The following is a 15,885-nucleotide window of genomic DNA, read 5'->3' on the forward strand; positions in this document are numbered from 1 at the left end:
GCCCGTCCGGGTCGGCGTGGTCGAGGGGGACCGCGGCGGTGTGGTCGGTGACCCGGTAGCCCGGGACGAGGTAGCGCGCCGGCATCGCCGCAGTCTGTCATGCATACGTGGTATACATACCGAGTATCCATCCGTCACGGGGGCGGATGGCGAACGGGGGAGGCCAGCATGTCGGTGCGGCAGGCGCTGCTCGCGCTGCTGGAGGAGGGGCCGCGCTACGGCTACCAGCTGCGCGCGCAGTTCGAGCAGCGGACGGGTGCGACCTGGCCGCTCAACGTCGGGCAGGTCTACACGACGCTGACCCGGCTCGAGCGCGACGGCCTCGTCGAGGGCGCCGGCGACGACGGCGCGGGGCACGTGGTCTACCGGATCACCGAGGCCGGCAGCGACGAGGTGGCGACCTGGTTCACGACGCCGGTCGAGCGCGCCCAGCCGCCGCGCGACGAGCTGGCGATCAAGCTCGCGCTGGCCGTCACCGTGCCGGGGGTCGACGTCGGGACGGTCATCCAGCAGCAGCGCACGGCGACGATGTCCGCGCTCCAGGACTACACCCGGCTCAAGCGCCGGGCCGCCGACGGGCAGTCGCGCGAGGACCTCGCGTGGACGCTGGTGCTGGACTCGCTGGTCTTCGGCGCCGAGGCCGAGATCCGGTGGCTCGACCACTGCGAGGCGCGCCTGCGGCGCGCCCAGCTGGAGCGGCCGGAGGCCGCCCCAGCGACGCCGGCCGCCGTCGAGCGGGAGGCGTCGCGATGACCGCGAGCGTGACCATCGAGCAGGCGCAGCGCCTGCGCGAGGCCGAGACGCGCTGGCTGCGGCAGAGCGCCGACCGGCTCCGCGCCGCCCATGCCCGACCCGCCGCGGCGCGGACCGAGCGCCAGGAGGACGAGTCGTGACCGCCGTGCTCCAGCTGCGAGAGGTGACCCGGGTGCACGGTGCGGGCGAGACCGAGGTGCACGCGCTCCGGTCGGTCTCCTTCGCCGCCCATCCCGGCGAGCTGGTCGCGGTGATGGGCCCGTCGGGCTCGGGCAAGTCGACGCTGCTCACCCTGGCCGGCGGCCTGGACACGCCGACCGCCGGCACGGTGACGGTCGAGGGCCAGGACCTCGCCGCGCTCGGCGCCGCCGGCCGCGCGCGGGCCCGGCGTACGTCGATCGGCTTCGTCTTCCAGGACTTCAACCTGATCCCCGCCCTCACCGCGGTCGAGAACGTCGCCCTCCCGCTCGAGCTCGACGGCGTCCGCAGTCGGACCGCCCGGGCCACCGCGCGGCGGGCGCTCGAGGAGGTCGGCATCGCCGACCTCGCCGACCGGTTCCCCGACCACATGTCCGGCGGCCAGCAGCAGCGGGTCGCGATCGCCCGCGCGGTCGTCGGCGACCGGCGGCTGATCCTGGCCGACGAGCCGACCGGCGCGCTCGACAGCGAGACCGGCGAGAGCATCCTGCGGCTGCTCCGCGCGCGCTGTGACGCGGGCGCGGCCGGCGTACTCGTCACCCACGAGGCGCGGCACGCCGCCTGGGCGGACCGGGTCGTCTTCCTGCGCGACGGCGTCGTCGTCGACGAGACCGGCGCCGACCGGGCCGACGCGCTGCTCGACGCGGGCGCCACGCAGTGAGCGGGCTGACCTCCTGGCGACTGGCGCTCCGCCTCGCCGGGCGCGACGCCCTGCGTCACCGGGGCCGCTCGGTGCTCGTGCTCGTGATGATCGCCCTGCCCGTGCTGGCGGTGACGGCCGCGGACGTGATCATCCGGACCCAGGACGTCAGCAGTGTCGAGGGGCTCGACCGGCGGCTCGGGTCGGCCGACGCCCAGCTCGAGGTGCCGGCGGGCGGGGCGCCGGTGCTCCAGGCCTTCGACCCGCTCGACGGCAACACTTCGACGGGTGGGGCCGACCGCGTCCCGACCGCGCAGCAGCTGGCCGACGCCCTGGGAGGAGCCCGGCTCGTCGAGCAGCGCGAGGGCGACCTCCTGGTCCGCACCGAGGACGGCGTGACGTACGCCGCCGGCACCGAGGTCGACCTGCGGGACCCGATGACCGACGGCCTCTTCGAGCTCGCCTCCGGCCGGTGGCCGGCCGTCGACGACGAGGCGGTCGTCAACCAGGCGATGCTCGATCGGGGTTACGCCGTGGGCGACCGCCTCGACCTGGTCGTCGACGGCGCGCCGTCGCCCGTCATCGTCGGCGTGGCGGAGTCCACGGCCTCGCGCGGCTACCCGCTGGCGGCCGGTCGGCTCGGCAGCCTCGGCATCGAGGTCAGCCGCGCCGCGTGGGGCATGGGGCCGGCGTACCTCGCCGCCGGTGGCCCGGTCTCGTGGGAGACGGTGCAGGAGCTCAACGCCCTCGGCGCGACGGTGCTGTCGCGGGCGGTGCTCACCGATCCGCCACCCGACTCGGAGATCCCGGACGAGATCCGTGGCTGGAGCGGCGGCACCGACGACGCGATGATCGCGGTCATCGTGCTGGTCGTGGCGATGGCCCTACTGGAGGTCGTGCTCCTCGCCGGCCCGGCGTTCGCCGTCACGGCCCGACGCCAGTCGCGCACGCTGGCCCTGATGGCCGCCAGCGGCGGCACCCCCGCCCAGAGCCGCCGGGTGGTCGTCGGCGGTGGTGTCGTGCTCGGTGTGGTCGCCGCGGTGAGCGGCGTCCTGCTCGGCATCGCGGTCGGCTGGCTGCTCGTGCCCGTGGTGCAGCACTGGTCGAGCGAACGGTTCGGTCCGTTCGACGTGCCGTGGCCGCACCTCGTGGGCATCATGCTCTTCGGTCTCGTCAGCGCCGTGCTGGCCGCCGTGGTGCCGGCCTGGATCGCATCCCGCCAGGACGTCGTGGCGGTGCTGGCCGGACGCCGTGCCGACCGACGCCCGTCGCTGCGGTCGCCGCTCCTCGGCGTCGGCCTGCTCGGCGCCGGGATCGCCGGCTCGGCGTACGGCGCCACCTCGGCGTCGAGCGGCGAGTTCACGATCGCCGCCTCGGCGGTCGTCGCGGTGCTCGGGATGATCCTGCTGGTCCCGGTCGTCGTCGTGGCCCTGGCCCGGCTGGCCGGCCGGCTGCCGCTGTCGCCGCGCTACGCCACGCGCGACGCGGCGCGGCACCGTACCCGCACGGTGCCCGCGGTGGCCGCCGTGGCCGCGACGGTCGCCGGGGTGGTCGCGCTCGGCATCGGCGTGACCAGCGACGAGGCGGAGAACCGCGGCACCTACCAGGCGATGCTGCCGATGGGCGACGGCGCCGTCACCGCCCCAGGGCTGACCGATGAGCAGTGGTCGCGCCTCCAGGACACCGTCGCCGGCAAGCTGCCCGGCGCCGACCTCACGCCGATCGTGGGTGTCCCCGAGAGCTCCCCGATCGCCGACCCCGAGGCGCGGTCCTACTACGTCGAGGCGCACCTGCCCGGCAAGCGCGACGGCGAGCCGCTGCTCGACGGGTGGGGGTCGTCGTACGGCTCGTCGATCCTCGCGGGGGACCGGCTGCCGTCGATCGTCCGTGGCATCTCCCTCGGTGACCGCGACCGCGCCGACGCGGCGCTCGCGACGGGCCGGGCGGTGATCTTCACCGACCACCCGGTCGACGCCGGCGAGGTCGTCCTGCGCGCCTCGTGGTGGACGCCCGGCGATGGCGACGAGCTGCCGCCGGTGACCGTGCCGGCGGCGTTCGTGTCGTACACCGGGACCGACCGGGTCGCGACGATGGTGCTGCCGCACGACGTCCTCCGGCAGCTCGACGTGCCGACCGCGAGGGTCGGGCTGGCGGTCGGCGGCGTCGGGATCTCCGCCGAGAGCGAGCGCGCCGTCGCCGACGCCGCGCGGTCCGTCACGAGCGACGCCGGGTTCTACGTCGAGCGGGGCTACCAGATGCCCGACGAGACGATGATCGCGCAGCTGGTGCTCGCCGGTCTCGGCGGCGTGCTGATGCTCGGCGGCACGCTGACCGCGACCTTCCTGGCCCTCTCCGACGCGCGTCCGGACCTCGCCACGCTCGCCTCCGTCGGCGCCTCGCCGCGGCGACGGCGCTCGATCGCCGCGTCGTACGCGCTCGTGATCGGCTTCGTCGGTGCCACCCTCGGCGCCCTGGTGGGCTTCATTCCGGGCATCGCGGTCAGCTACCCGCTCACCCGCGGCTACGCCGAGGTCCGCGCGCACTACCTCGACATCCCCTGGCTGATGATCCTCGGCCTGGTCGTGGCGCTGCCCCTCCTCACCGCCGCCATCGTCGGGCTCTGCGCCCGGTCCCGACTGCCCCTGGTCACCCGGGTCGACTGAGCCTGGCCGGGTCGGCCGGGGTCGGCCGGGGTCGGTCGGGATCGGTCGGGGTCGGTCGGGGTTGTGGAGACGTCGGGATAGTCCGTCACGTTCTGGTTGCCGTCACCGGCGATCCGCATCCGGAACGTGACGGACTATCCCGGTCGGTCCCACCTTCAATAAAAAGTCAGGCTTGACTGTTTGTTAGTACGCCGAGCATGCTGGGCGGCATGCCGACCACGACCCGCGTGCCCCAGGAGGAGCGGACCCGGGTGATGCGGGCGCGGCTGCTCGAGGCCACGATCGAGTGCCTGGTGGAGCGCGGGTTCGCGGGAACGTCGACCACGCTGGTGTCCGAGCGGGCCGGGGTGAGTCGGGGGGCCCAGCTGCACCACTTCCCCACGAAGAACGACCTGGTCGTCGCCGCGGTCGAGCACCTCACCGAGAAGCGGGGCGTCGAGCTCGTCGCGGCGGCGGACGCGCTGCCGGACGGGCCGCGGCACACCCGCGCGGTGCTGGACATGCTGGCCGACCACTTCACCGGGGCCGTCTTCGCGGCGGCGCTGGAGCTCTGGGTCGCGGCCCGTACCGACGCCTCCCTGCTCGCGGCCGTCGAGCCGCTGGAGCAGCGCATCGGCCGCGAGACCCACCGCCTGACGGTCGAGCTGCTCGGTCTCGACGAGTCCATGCCCGGCAACCGCGAGCTGGCCCAGGCCACCCTCGACCTCGTGCGCGGTCTCGGGCTGGCCGACACGATCACCGACGACAGCCGCCGGCGCGCGGCGATCCTCGACCGCTGGGCCGACGTGCTGGACAAGGAGCTCGGATGACCCTCCTCGACGACCTGCTCGCCGACCTCACCGTCGAGGGCGACCGGCTCTGGGCCGCCGTCGCCGGCCTCGACGCCGACGGCTGGGCGACGCCCACCCCCGCTGCCGGGTGGACGGTCGCCACCCAGATCGCCCACCTCGCCTGGACCGACGAGGTCGCCACCGTCGCCGCGACCGACCAGGACGCCTGGGAAGCGATCGTCCTCGATGCGGTCGCGGACCCGATGGGCTACGTCGATGCGCAGGCGCTCGAGGTCGCCCGGCTCGCCCCGGAGGCGCTGCTCGCGCGCTGGGGCGCGGCACGCGACGGGCTGCGGGCGGCGCTGCGCGACCACCCGGCCCGGGAGCGGATGCCGTGGTTCGGCCCGCCGATGTCCCCGGCGTCGATGGCGACCGCGCGGTTCATGGAGACCTGGGCCCACGCGCTCGACGTGTACGCCGCGCTGGGCGTCGACCCCGAGCCGACCGACCGGATTCGGCACGTCGCGCACCTCGGCGTCCGCACCCGGGACTTCGCGTTCGGCGTCCACGCCCTCGAGCCGCCGGCCGGGGAGTTCCGCACCGACCTCGTGGCCCCCTCGGGTGACCAGTGGTCGTGGGGACCCGAGGACGCCGCCCAGACCGTCACCGGGAGCGCGTGGGACTTCTGCCTGCTGGTCACCCAGCGGGTGCATCGCGACGACACCGACCTCGTCGCGACCGGCGCCGACGCCGAGCGGTGGCTGACGATCGCGCAGGCGTTCGCCGGCCCGGCGGGCGAAGGGCGGCCGCCGCGGTGAGGATCGGCAACTGCTCGGGCTTCTACGGTGACCGGCTCCCCGCGATGCGGGAGATGCTGGAGGGACGCCAGGAGGATGGGCAGAGTCTGGACTACCTGACCGGCGACTACCTCGCCGAGCTGACCATGCTGATCCTCGGCAGGGACACGATGAAGGACCCGTCGCTGGGCTACGCGAAGACCTTCGTGCGCCAGGTCGAGGACTGCCTGGGCCTGGCGCTGGAGCGCGGCGTCCGGATCGTCAGCAACGCGGGCGGGCTCAACCCGGCGGGCCTCGCCGACCGGCTCCGCGAGGTCGCGCGCGGGCTGGGCCTCGACCCGGCGATCGCGCACGTCGAGGGCGACGACGTCCGGTCGCTCGGCTTCCCGAACGCACTGACCGCCAACGCCTACCTCGGCGGCTTCGGCATCGCGGCCGCGCTCCTCGCAGGGGCCGACGTCGTCGTCACCGGTCGCGTCACCGACGCCAGCCTGGTGGTCGGACCCGCCGTCGCCCATCACGGGTGGACGCCCACGTCGTACGACGAGCTGGCCGGCGCCGTCGTGGCCGGACACGTGCTGGAGTGCGGCTGCCAGGCCACCGGCGGCAACTTCTCCGGCTTCACGACGCTCCCGAACCGAGACCTGCCTCTCGGCTTCCCGCTCGCCGAGATAGCCGCCGACGGCGGCAGCGTGATCACCAAGCACCCCGGCACCGGCGGGGCGGTCACCGTCGACACGGTCACCGCGCAGCTGCTCTACGAGATCCAGTCGACCCGCTACCTCAACCCCGACGTCACCACTCGCCTCGACAGCGTCGAGCTGAGCCAGGTCGGCCCCGACCGCGTCTCGATCAGCGGGGCACGCGGCGAGCCGCCGCCGGAGCGGCTCAAGGTCTGCGTCAACGAGCTGGGCGGCTTCCGCAACACGGTCGAGCTCGTGCTCACCGGGCTCGACATCGACGCCAAGGCCGACTGGGTGCGCGACCAGCTCGATCCGGCGCTGGTCGCGGCCGAGGTGAGCTGGACCCGCACCGCGCTGCCGTCCGTCGACGCCGACACCGAGGAGGGCGCGTCGGCGCTGCTGCGCTGCACGGTGAAGGACCCGACGCCCGACCCGGTCGGCCGTGCCTTCACCGGCGCGGCGGTCGAGCTCGCGCTCGCGTCGTACCCCGGCTTCACGATGACCGCGCCGCCGGCCGCGCCCGCGCCGTACGGCATCTACCGCGCGGAGTACGTCGACCGCTCGGCCGTCACCCACACGGTGGTGCACGGGGACGGACGTCGCGAGGTCGTCGCGGACCCGACCGCCTTCGGCGAGGCCGACCACCGCGGTGGCCTGCGTCCGTCGCCCTACCCGGCGCCCACCGACTCGCTGACCCGCCGCGCACCGCTCGGGTCGTTCGTGCACGCCCGCTCGGGCGACAAGGGCGGCGATGCCAACCTCGGCCTCTGGGTGATGCACGACGGGTCCGACAAGTATGACGCGCGGGTCACGTGGCTGACGAAGCTGATCACGCCGCGCAAGGTGCGCGAGCTGGTGCCGGAGGCGGCCGATCTCGTCGTCGAGGTGCACGTGCTGCCCAACCTGGGTGGTGTCAACGTGCTGATCCGCGGGCTGCTCGGCGAGGGCGTCGCCGCGTCGACGCGCTTCGACCCGCAGGCCAAGGGGCTCGGCGAGTGGGTGCGCTCGCGCATGGTCAACATCGAGGAGCGGCTGCTGTGAGTGGTTTCGAGGCTCGCTTCGCTCGCACCTCAACCACCGAGTTGAACGAGCTGGGTGCCGAGTTCGTCCGCCGCGAGGTCGCGCCGCACCTCCAGGAGTGGGAGGACGCCGGCGAGGTCCCGCGGTCGGTCCACCTCGCGGCAGCGAAGCAGGGCCTGCTCGGCCTGTCGTTCCCCGAGGACGTCGGCGGCGAGGGCGGCGACGTCCTCGACACGGTCGACCTCCAGGAGGGGATGCTGTCAGCGGGGGCGTCGAGCGGCTTCCTGGCCGCGCTCTTCACCGGCGGCATCGCACTGCCGCACATCGCCTCGTCCGGCAACGCGGACCTGGTCGACCGCTTCGTCCGCCCGACCCTGGCCGGCGAGATGATCGGCGCGCTCGGCATCACCGAGCCCGGCGGCGGCTCCGACGTCGGCGGCATCCGCACCACCGCCGTCCGCCAAAAATCGACACAGGGCGACGAGTACGTGGTCAACGGAGCCAAGACCTTCATCACCAGCGGGGTGCGCGCCGACTTCGTCACCACGGCCGTGCGCACCGGTGGCCCGGGCGCGGAAGGTGTCAGCCTGCTCGTCGTCGAGAAGGGCACGCCCGGCTTCACCGTCGACCGGTCGCTGCGCAAGATGGGCTGGCACTGCTCCGACACCGCCGAGCTGTCGTTCGTCGACGCGCGGGTGCCGGCCGCCAACCTCGTGGGCGAGGAGGGCACCGGCTTCGCCCAGATCGCCCAGCAGTTCGTGGTCGAGCGGCTCGCGCTGGCGGTGCACGCCTACGGCATCGCCGGCCGCTCGCTCGACCTCACCGCGGCGTACTGCCGCGACCGCGACACCTTCGGCAAACCGCTCATCGCTCGGCAGGTGGTGCGGCACAAGCTCGTCGAGATGCGGCGGCAGGTCGAGGTCGCGCGCACCTACACGCGTGAGGTCGCCCGTCGGCACGCCGCCGGGGAGCAGGTCGTCGCCGAGGCCTGCCTGGCGAAGCAGACCGCGGTCGACTGCGCGACGTACGTCTGCGACCAGGCCGTCCAGCTGCACGGCGGGACGGGATACCTGCACGGGACCGAGGTCGAGCGGCACTACCGCGACGCCCGGATCCTGCCGATCGGAGGAGGGGCCAGCGAAGTGCTGACCGATCTCGCAGCCAAGCTGCTGGGCTACGCATGACCTCGACCGGCGGAGGGGACCGATGACGAATCGCGAGGCGATGCTGGACAAGCTCGCCGAGCTCGACGCCGAGCACGCCAAGGCCGTCGCCGGCGGCGGGCCGAAGTACGTCGACCGCCACCACGCCCGCGGCAAGCTGCTGCCCCGCGAGCGGATCGAGCTGCTCGTCGACGAGGGCTCGGCGTTCCTCGAGCTGTCGCCGTTGGCCGGCTGGGGCTCGGACTTCACCGTCGGTGCCTCGGTCGTCACCGGCATCGGCGTGGTCGAGGGCGTCGAGTGCATGATCACCGCCAACGACCCGACGGTGAAGGGCGGCGCCTCCAACCCCTGGACGGTGAAGAAGATCTTCCGCGCCGCGCAGATCGCCGAGGAGAACGGGCTCCCGACGATCTCGCTCGTCGAGTCCGGCGGCGCCGACCTGCCCACCCAGAAGGAGATCTTCATCCCGGGCGGCAGGCTCTTCCGCGACCTCACCCGAGCGTCCGCGCGCAAGGAGCAGACGATCGCGCTGGTGTTCGGCAACTCGACCGCCGGCGGCGCCTACGTGCCCGGCATGTCCGACTACACGGTGATGGTGCGCGAGCAGGCCAAGGTGTTCCTGGGCGGCCCGCCGCTGGTGAAGATGGCGACCGGCGAGGAGTCCGACGACGAGTCGCTCGGCGGGGCGGAGATGCACGCCCGGATCAGCGGCCTCGCCGACTACCTGGCCGAGGACGAGCGGGACGCGATCCGGATCGGCCGGCGGATCGTCGCGCGGCTGAACTGGCGCAAGGCCGCCGCCGGGACGTCATACGGACGGAGCAAAGGGACACACTCACCGTATGACGTCCCGGCGTACGCCGAGCCGGACGAGGACCCGGAGGGTCTGCTCGACCTGATCCCGAGCGACCTCAGGGAGCCGTTCGACCCGCGCGAGGTGATCCGCCGCATCTGCGATGGCGTCTCGAACACGAACGGCGCGGTCTTCGACGAGTTCAAGCCGCTCTACGGCACCTCGCTCGTGACCGGCTGGGCCAAGCTGCACGGCCGGCCGATCGGCATCCTCGCCAACGCGCAGGGCGTGCTCTTCTCCGAGGAGGCGCAGAAGGCGACGCAGTTCATCCAGCTCGCCAACCAGACGGACACCCCGCTGCTCTTCCTGCACAACACGACCGGCTACATGGTCGGCCAGGAGTACGAGCAGGGCGGCATCATCAAGCACGGCGCGATGATGATCAACGCGGTCAGCAACTCGACCGTCCCGCACCTCACGGTGATCATGGGCGCGTCGTACGGCGCCGGCAACTACGGCATGAACGGCCGCGCCTACGACCCGCGCTTCCTCTTCACCTGGCCGTCCGCGAAGTCCGCGGTCATGGGCCCGGCCCAGCTCGCCGGGGTCCTCTCGATCGTCGCGCGCGCCGCCGCCGAGTCGCGCGGCACGGAGTACGACGAGGAGGCCGACGCCGGCATGCGCGCCTTCGTCGAGCAGTCGGTCGAGGAGCAGTCGCTGCCGTTCTTCCTGTCCGGGATGGTCTACGACGACGGCGTCATCGACCCGCGCGACACCCGCACGGTCCTCGGCATCTGCCTGTCCGTCATCGAGAACAAGCCCGTCGTGGGCACCGACCGATTCGGGGTGTTCCGGCCGTGACCCGACGAACCATCACTCGCCTGCTGGTGACCAATCGCGCCGAGATCGCCTCGCGCGTCTTCCGCACCTGCCGCGCGCTCGGCATCGAGACCGTCGCCGTCCACTCCGATGTCGACGCCGACCTGCCCTACGTGCGCGAGGCCGACGCCGCGGTGCGCCTCCCCGGCGACGCGCCGTCGGAGACCTACCTCCGTGCCGACCTCGTCATCGAGGCGGCGAGGAGGTCGGGGGCCGACGCGATCCACCCCGGTTACGGCTTCCTCTCGGAGAACGCCGACTTCGCCCGGGCGGTCATCGACGCCGGCCTGATCTGGGTGGGCCCGTCGCCGGAGTCGATCGAGGCGATGGGCTCGAAGATCGAGGCGAAGCGGATCATGAAGGCCGCCGGCGTTCCGGTGCTCGAGGCGCCGGCGCAGACCACGGAGGCCGACCTGCCGCTGCTCGTGAAGGCGTCGGCCGGTGGCGGCGGGCGCGGCATGCGCGTCGTCCGTCGCCTCGAGGACCTCGCCGGCGAGGTCGCCAAGGCAGAGGCCGAGGCGCTGTCGGCGTTCGGCGACGGGACCGTCTTCGTCGAGCCGTACGTCGAGCGCGGTCGCCACGTCGAGGTCCAGGTCGTCGACTCGGTCGTGTACGGCGAGCGCGACTGCTCGCTCCAGCGCCGCCACCAGAAGGTGGTCGAGGAGGCGCCGGCGCCGAACCTCCCTGACGAGGTCCGCACCGCGCTGCACCAAGCCGCCCGCAGGGCGGCCGAGGCGGTGCGGTACCGCGGCGCCGGCACCGTCGAGTTCCTCTACGACCCGGCGACCGAGCGGTTCTTCTTCCTGGAGATGAACACCCGGCTCCAGGTCGAGCACCCGGTCACCGAGCTGGTCCACGACGTCGATCTCGTCCACCTGCAGCTCCGCTCGGCCGAGGCGAGCTGGTTCATGGGCTGGACCGATCCGCCGGAAGGCCACGCGATCGAGGTCCGCCTGTACGCCGAGGACCCCGGCGCCGACTACCAGCCGCAGAGCGGCCGGCTCGACGCGTTCGAGATCCCGCTCGAGGACGGCGTCCGGGTCGACGCCGGCTTCGAGTCCGGCAGCGTGGTGTCGACGCACTACGACGCCATGCTCGCCAAGGTGATCGCGCACGCCGACTCCCGCGAGGCCGCCGCCCGCAAGCTCGCCGGCGTGCTGTCCCGCGCGAAGATCCACGGGCTGGTGACCAACCGGGACCTGCTGGTCGCGGTCCTGCGCGACGAGCGGTTCCTCGCTGGAGAGGTCAGCACGGACTTCCTGGGTGGTTTCGAGACAGGCGCTAGCGCGCCTTCCTCGACCACCGCCTCGGCCGTGGCGGCGGCGATCGCGCTGGCGGAGCGGGCCCAGGCGGCACGGACCGTGCAGCGCGGCATCCCCGTCGCCTGGCGCAACGTGGTCTCGCAGCCCCAGCGCACGGTGTTCGAGGAGGCGACGGTCGACTGGCTGGCTTGTCGTGGAGTGGGCGCCTACCGGGTCGACGGCCACGAGGTGGTCGCCGCGAGTCCCGACAGCGTCACCCTGGAGACCGACGGCGTGCGCACGACGTACGCCGTCGCGGTCCACGGCGACGCGGTCTACGTGGACAGCTCCCGCGGACACGTCCGGCTGACCCGGGTGCCGCGCTTCGTCGACCCGGCCGAGCAGGTCGCGAGCGGCAGCCTGCTGGCGCCGATGCCCGGGACGGTCGTCAGCGTGGCGGTCGAGGCGGGCCAGCGGGTCGAGTCCGGGCAGCCGGTGCTGGTGCTCGAGGCGATGAAGATGCAGCACCCGGTCGCTGCGCCGCACGCCGGCACGGTGACCGAGATCGACGTGAAGCCCGGGGCGCAGGTCGCCGCCGGGGAGGTCCTGGCAGTGGTGGAGGAAGAGGAGCAGGCGTGAGCAGCTTCAGCGAGTCCGAGGAGCGTCAGGAGCTCCGCAAGGCCGTCGCCCGGCTGGCCGGGAAGTACGGCCGCGAGTGGTTCACCGCGAAGGCCCGCAGCGGCGAGAAGACCACCGAGCTCTGGTTGGAGATCGGCCGCAACGGCTACCTCGGCATCAATATCCCGGAGGAGTACGGCGGCGGGGGCGGCGGCATCGGCGACATCGCGGCGGTGTGCGAGGAGCTCGCCGCCCAGGGCTGCCCGCTGCTGCTCATGGTCGTCAGCCCCGCGATCTGCGGCACGATCATCACCCGCTACGGCACCGACGAGCAGAAGCGCCGCTGGCTGCCGGGCATCTGCGACGGCACCTCGACGATGGCCTTCGCGATCACCGAGCCCGACGCCGGCACCAACACCCACAACATCACCACCACCGCCCGCAGGGACGGCGACGAGTGGGTGCTCAACGGCCGCAAGATCTACATCTCCGGCGTCGACGAGGCCGACCACGTGCTCGTCGTCGCCCGGGCCGAGGCTCTGACATCGGATGGGCAGAAGACCGGCAAGGTGAAGCCGGTGCTCTTCGTGGTGCCGACCGATGTCGAGGGCTTCGAGTACCGGCACATCCCGATGGAGATCGTCAGCCCCGAGCTGCAGTTCCAGGTGTTCATCGACGATGTCCGACTGCCCGGCGACGCGCTGGTCGGCGACGAGGACGGCGGGCTGGTGCAGCTCTTCGCGGGGCTCAACCCCGAGCGGATCATGGCCGCGTCGTTCTCCACCGGCCTGGCCCGCTACGCGATCGACAAGGCGGCGGCGTACGCGAAGGAGCGCACGGTCTTCCGGGGCGCCATCGGCTCCCACCAGGCCATCGCGCACCCCCTCGCCGAGGTGCACATCGAGACCGAGATGGCCCGGCTGATGACCCAGAAGGCGGCCGCGCTCTACGACGCCGGCGACGACATGGGTGCCGGCGAGGCCGCCAACATGGCCAAGTACGCCGCCGCCGAGGCCGCCTGCCGCGCCGCCGACGTCGCCGTGCAGACCCACGGCGGCAACGGCATCACCCAGGAGTACGGCGTGGCCGGGCTGCTGGTCGCCACCCGGGCCGGCCGGATCGCCCCGGTGAGCCGCGAGATGATCCTCAACTTCGTGGCGATGCACTCCCTGGGGCTGCCCAAGTCCTACTGAGCACGCTGGGATAGTCCGTCACGTTCCGGTTGCCCGTTCCCCGGATCGACAACCGGAACGTGACGGACTATGCCTCCAGGCGGCTTGCCATGATCGAACAGATGTTCGATCATGGAGCGTGGCGCGGATCCGGAGCAGCGAGGCGGGTACGGCGGGCATCCTGCACGCCGATCTCGACTCGTTCTTCGCCTCGGTCGAGCAGCGCGACGACCCGCGGCTGCGGGGCCGCCCGGTCATCGTCGGCGGCGGCGTGGTGCTGGCGGCCAGCTACGAGGCGAAGGCCTGCGGCGTCCGCTCGGCGATGGGAGGGCGGCAGGCGATGCGGCTGTGCCCCGAAGCGTTGGTGGTGCCGCCGCGGTTCTCGGCGTACGTCGAGGCGAGCCGCCGGGTCTTCGCGATCTTCGAGGACACCACCCCGCTGGTCGAGGGGCTCTCGATCGACGAGGCGTTCCTCGACGTCGGCGGCCTGCTCCGGCTGGTGGGGCCACCCGAGCAGGTCGGCGCCGACCTGCGCCGCCGGGTGCGCGACGAGGTCGGGCTGCCGATCTCGGTCGGCATCGCCCGCACGAAGTACCTCGCCAAGGTGGCCAGCGCGGTCTCCAAGCCCGACGGCCTGCTGCGGGTGCCGCCGGACGCCGAGCGCGAGTTCCTGCATCCGCTGCCCGTCGAGCGGCTGTGGGGTGTCGGGAAGGTGACCGCGGCCAAGCTGCACGCCGACGGCATCCGCACGATCGGCGAGCTGGCCCGGCGCGAGGAGCTCGAGCTGACGATGCGCGTCGGCGCGGCGGCCGGTCGACACCTGTGGGCGCTGGCCAACCTGCGCGACCCGCGGCCCGTCGAGGTCGGGCGCCGACGGCGCTCGATCGGCTCGCAGTGCGCGATCGGCCGGGCCGGCCGACCGAAGGGCCGCGACGAGCTCGACGCGCTGCTGGCCGGGCTCGTCGACCGGGTCGCGCGCCGGTTGCGCGGCGGCGAGCGGATCGGTCGGACCTTCACGCTGCGGCTCCGCTTCGACGACTTCACCCGCGCCACCCGCTCGACGACGATCCCGCACTCGACCGCGGCGACCGCCTCCTGGCTCGAGACCGGCCGCCGTCTGCTCGAGGCGGCCTGGCCGCTGATCGAGGAGCGCGGCTGCACGCTGCTCGGCATCACCATCTCCGGGCTCGTCGACGCCCACGGGGCCGAGCAGCTCGAGCTGCCGCTGTTCGCCCAGGAGGCGGCGTCCGGCAGCCTCGACGTCGCGCTCGACCGGGTCCGTTCGCGGTACGGCGGCAGCGCCGTCACCCGGGGCAGCCTGGTGGGTCGGCGCACCGGACTGGAGATGCCGACCCTGCCCGACCACGTACCGCCCCGGAGTCCGGTCCGACACGCCGGGTGACCCGGCGACCGCACCGGCCACCTCACCACCGTGGGCGCCGAACCCCGATAGCGTGGCCCGGTGGCCAAGGTCGTCGACGCTGCCGATCGCGCCCAGCGTCGGTGGTCGGTGCTGGGCTACCCGATCGCGGTGATCTACAAGTACTTCGACGATCAGGGCAACTATCTCGCCGCGATCATCACCTACTACGCGTTCATCGCGATCTTCCCGCTCCTGCTGCTCGGCTCGTCGATCCTCGGCTTCTTCCTCCAGGACAACCCCGAGCTGCAGCAGGACCTGCTCGACACGGCCCTGGCGCAGTTCCCGATCATCGGCGACCAGCTCGGCCGTCCCGGCGGGCTGCAGGGGTCGACCGAGGCGATTGTGATCGGTGGTCTGGTCGCCCTCTACGGTGCGCTCGGGCTCGGCCAGGCGCTGCAGAACGCGCTCAACATCGCCTGGTCGGTGCCGCGCAACAGCCGGCCCAACCCGGTGCTGCTCCGGCTCAAGAGCCTCTTCCTGCTGCTGACGGCCGGCGTCGCGGTGCTCGCGGTCTCGGTGCTCTCGACGCTCGCGGCCAACACCGAGGTCTTCGGTGAGACCGTCTCGTCGTACCGCTGGCCGATCACGGTGGCGACGATCGTCATCAACACCCTGGTGCTGACCGCGCTCTTCCGGGTGGGCGCGGCGCGCAGTCACAGCATCTGGACCGGCTCGGTCCCCGGCGCCGTCACGGCGTCGCTGCTGTGGATCGGGCTGCAGAAGGTCGGCACGCTCTACGTCACCAACGTGCTCACCGAGACCAGTGCGATGAACCAGACCTTCGGCCTGGTCCTCGGCCTGATCGGCATCATCTGGCTCACCGCGGTGATCGGCGTGCTCGGCATCGAGGTCAATGTGGTGCTGGAGCGTCGCCTCTGGCCGCGCGCGCTGCTCACGCCGTTCACCGACCGGGTCGAGCTCACGGAGGCCGACCGGCGCGCCTACACGAGCTATGCGAGAGCCCAGCGCCACAAGGGCTTCGAGACCGTCGAGGTCACCTTCACCGACACCCAGAAGCTCCGGCTGCGCAGCGCCGAGGTCGAGGACGACCAGGCCGACCACGTGCCGTAGC

13 protein-coding genes are annotated in these 15,885 nt (G+C 72.9%); all 13 read left to right on the forward strand.

Going from position 1 to position 15,885, the window contains the following annotated elements; translation table 11 throughout:
* Positions 1 to 168 precede the first annotated feature (168 nt).
* The 13 genes from FHU40_RS25810 to FHU40_RS25870 all read left to right on the forward strand — a co-directional run bounded on the left by FHU40_RS25810 (position 169) and on the right by FHU40_RS25870 (position 15,884).
* Positions 169 to 753 carry a PadR family transcriptional regulator gene (locus FHU40_RS25810; RefSeq protein WP_183595391.1) on the forward strand — a complete coding sequence of 195 codons (585 nt, stop codon included), beginning with the start codon at positions 169 to 171 and terminating at the stop codon, positions 751 to 753.
* Positions 750 to 893: a hypothetical protein gene (locus tag FHU40_RS28680; protein WP_183595392.1), complete on the forward strand. Its 144-nt coding sequence runs from the start codon at positions 750 to 752 to the stop codon at positions 891 to 893. The genes FHU40_RS25810 and FHU40_RS28680 overlap by 4 nt, the downstream gene beginning before the upstream one ends.
* Positions 890 to 1,612 carry an ABC transporter ATP-binding protein gene (locus FHU40_RS25820; RefSeq protein WP_183595393.1) on the forward strand — a complete coding sequence of 241 codons (723 nt, stop codon included), beginning with the start codon at positions 890 to 892 and terminating at the stop codon, positions 1,610 to 1,612. Before FHU40_RS28680 ends, FHU40_RS25820 begins: the two co-directional genes overlap by 4 nt.
* Positions 1,609 to 4,254, forward strand: coding sequence for an FtsX-like permease family protein (locus FHU40_RS25825; RefSeq protein WP_183595394.1), 2,646 nt, complete (start codon positions 1,609 to 1,611; stop codon positions 4,252 to 4,254). The genes FHU40_RS25820 and FHU40_RS25825 overlap by 4 nt, the downstream gene beginning before the upstream one ends.
* A gap of 209 nt (positions 4,255 to 4,463) precedes the next feature.
* Positions 4,464 to 5,063 (forward strand): TetR/AcrR family transcriptional regulator, encoded by a 600-nt coding sequence (locus FHU40_RS25830; protein ID WP_221200320.1) that lies wholly within the window; start codon positions 4,464 to 4,466, stop codon positions 5,061 to 5,063.
* Positions 5,060 to 5,842: a TIGR03084 family metal-binding protein gene (locus FHU40_RS25835; RefSeq protein WP_183595395.1), complete on the forward strand. Its 783-nt coding sequence runs from the start codon at positions 5,060 to 5,062 to the stop codon at positions 5,840 to 5,842. Before FHU40_RS25830 ends, FHU40_RS25835 begins: the two co-directional genes overlap by 4 nt.
* The gene (locus tag FHU40_RS25840) at positions 5,839 to 7,545 is read left to right on the forward strand and encodes an acyclic terpene utilization AtuA family protein (RefSeq protein ID WP_343058056.1); all 1,707 of its coding nucleotides are present in this window, start codon (positions 5,839 to 5,841) and stop codon (positions 7,543 to 7,545) included. The genes FHU40_RS25835 and FHU40_RS25840 overlap by 4 nt, the downstream gene beginning before the upstream one ends.
* On the forward strand, positions 7,542 to 8,708 hold the full coding sequence (locus FHU40_RS25845; protein WP_343058057.1) for an acyl-CoA dehydrogenase family protein: 1,167 nt from the start codon (positions 7,542 to 7,544) through the stop codon (positions 8,706 to 8,708). The genes FHU40_RS25840 and FHU40_RS25845 overlap by 4 nt, the downstream gene beginning before the upstream one ends.
* A 22-nt stretch (positions 8,709 to 8,730) precedes the next feature.
* Positions 8,731 to 10,341: an acyl-CoA carboxylase subunit beta gene (locus tag FHU40_RS25850; protein WP_183595396.1), complete on the forward strand. Its 1,611-nt coding sequence runs from the start codon at positions 8,731 to 8,733 to the stop codon at positions 10,339 to 10,341.
* Positions 10,338 to 12,239 carry an ATP-binding protein gene (locus FHU40_RS25855; RefSeq protein ID WP_183595397.1) on the forward strand — a complete coding sequence of 634 codons (1,902 nt, stop codon included), beginning with the start codon at positions 10,338 to 10,340 and terminating at the stop codon, positions 12,237 to 12,239. Before FHU40_RS25850 ends, FHU40_RS25855 begins: the two co-directional genes overlap by 4 nt.
* Positions 12,236 to 13,411: an acyl-CoA dehydrogenase family protein gene (locus tag FHU40_RS25860; RefSeq protein WP_183595398.1), complete on the forward strand. Its 1,176-nt coding sequence runs from the start codon at positions 12,236 to 12,238 to the stop codon at positions 13,409 to 13,411. Before FHU40_RS25855 ends, FHU40_RS25860 begins: the two co-directional genes overlap by 4 nt.
* A gap of 118 nt (positions 13,412 to 13,529) precedes the next feature.
* Positions 13,530 to 14,792 carry a DNA polymerase IV gene (dinB, locus tag FHU40_RS25865; RefSeq protein ID WP_252274861.1) on the forward strand — a complete coding sequence of 421 codons (1,263 nt, stop codon included), beginning with the start codon at positions 13,530 to 13,532 and terminating at the stop codon, positions 14,790 to 14,792.
* 60 nt (positions 14,793 to 14,852) lie between these two features.
* Positions 14,853 to 15,884 carry a YhjD/YihY/BrkB family envelope integrity protein gene (locus FHU40_RS25870; protein ID WP_183595399.1) on the forward strand — a complete coding sequence of 344 codons (1,032 nt, stop codon included), beginning with the start codon at positions 14,853 to 14,855 and terminating at the stop codon, positions 15,882 to 15,884.
* Position 15,885 lies beyond the last annotated feature (1 nt).

It is taken from the genome of Nocardioides soli (genome assembly GCF_014191495.1).
GTDB classification, from domain to species: Bacteria; Actinomycetota; Actinomycetes; order Propionibacteriales; family Nocardioidaceae; genus Nocardioides; species Nocardioides soli.